The 1,598-nt window shown below is 76.5% G+C and carries 1 pseudogene; it reads left to right on the forward strand.

The annotated features are described in order from the left end of the window. Nucleotides 1-1,598: pseudogene (locus tag BST27_RS32910) on the forward strand (PE family protein); the annotation flags it as partial.

Below are 1,598 nucleotides of genomic sequence, written 5' to 3' on the forward strand. Positions count from 1 at the left end.
GGCCATTCCTGTGCCGCCCTGACCACCGGCACCGCCGTTGCCGAACACGTGGGCCTGGCCGCCGGCGGTAACGGGGGCTGGTTGTTCGGTGACGGCGGTGCGGGCGGCAACGGTGGGACCGCCACCGTTCTGGGGGCCAGTGGGGGGGCCGGTGGCGCCGGCGGCCAGGCCCACGTGTTCGGCAACGGCGGTGCCGGTGGTCAGGGCGGCACAGGAATGGCCGGCCTGCACGGCGACCCGGGCCTCTCCGCAGGTCAGTCCGGCCTTGACGGCGGAAATGGCGGACAGGGCGGAGTCGGCGGCTCCGGCGGCCGCGGAGGCTGGTTGGTTGGCAACGGCGGGGCCGGTGGCGCAGGCGGCTTCGGCGGCGATGGCGGTAGCGGAGGTGCGGGAGCAACCGGTGGCAACGCGGACACGTTGGGCGGCAACGGATTTGACGGCGGCCACGGCGGACGCGGCGGCGACGGTGGGGCCGGAGGGACCGGCGGCAGCGGCGGCAGCGGGGGGCTTTTGGGATTGGCGGGCGCCCATGGCGGCGGCGGCACCGGTGGCACGGGCGGCGCCGGCGGCATCGCGGGCGACGGTGGCACCGGCGGCACCGGCACCTTCAACGGCGGCGGCACCGGTGTTGGCGGAACCGGCGGCAAGGGCGGCGACTCCGGCCTCGGTGGAGCCGGCGGCCTTGGCGGGGACAACGGCGACGGCACCCGCGCAGCTAGCGGCGCGGCCGGAGCAAGCCCGACCACCGGCGGTAATGGCGGCACCGGCGGCAAGGGCGCCCAGAGCCTAGGCGGTGGAAGCGCCGGCGGCGACGGTGGCGCTGGCGGCAACGGCGGCAGAGTCGGCAATGGTGGCACCGGCGGAGAAGGCGGCAGCGGCGCGCTGGGTAGCTCCGGTGTGGGCGGCGCAGACGGCAAAGCCGGCGGAGCCGGCGGCAACGGTGGCGCTGGCGGCAACGGCGGCATCGCCGGCGGCAACGGCGGTGACGGTGGCGCCGGCGGCAGGGGAGGCAACGGTGGGTCGGGGGGTGACGGCAGGACCTTCTTGCCGGACTTCACGCCCGGCGCCAATGGCAAAGACGGCGGCAACGGCGGCAATGGTGGCGCCGGCGGGGCGGGTGGCAATGGTGGGGCCGCTGGTCAAGCGTTGGCCAGCACGGGCCAGCACGGTACGGAAGGTGCTGGTGGCGACGGCGGCAACGGCGGTGCCGCCGGGGAAGGCGGCGATGGTGCCGCCGGTACGAAAGGCACGTTCGAGAACGGCGGCTCGGGCGTCGGCGGGGCCGGCGGCAAGGGCGGTGACGCAGGCTTGGGCGGAGCCGGCGGCAGTGGTGGCAGTGGTTCGTCCATCGGCGAAACGGGTGCGAAGGGTGCGGCGGCAACGAAGGGCGGCAACGGCGGCAGGGGCGGCGACGGAGCCGATGCCATCACCGCGGGTGCCGACGGCGGCCTAGGGGGTGCGGGTGGCGACGGAGGGTCCGTGGGCCGCGGCGGCGACGGCGGTGCCGGCGGTGCCGGCGCTGCCGGCAATGCAGGTACCACTGGCGTGATCTCAGGCACCGACGGACAGGCCGGTGGGAAGGGGGGCGCTGGAGGGGC

The organism is Mycobacterium intermedium, from assembly GCF_002086275.1.
Taxonomy (GTDB): Bacteria; Actinomycetota; Actinomycetes; order Mycobacteriales; family Mycobacteriaceae; genus Mycobacterium; species Mycobacterium intermedium.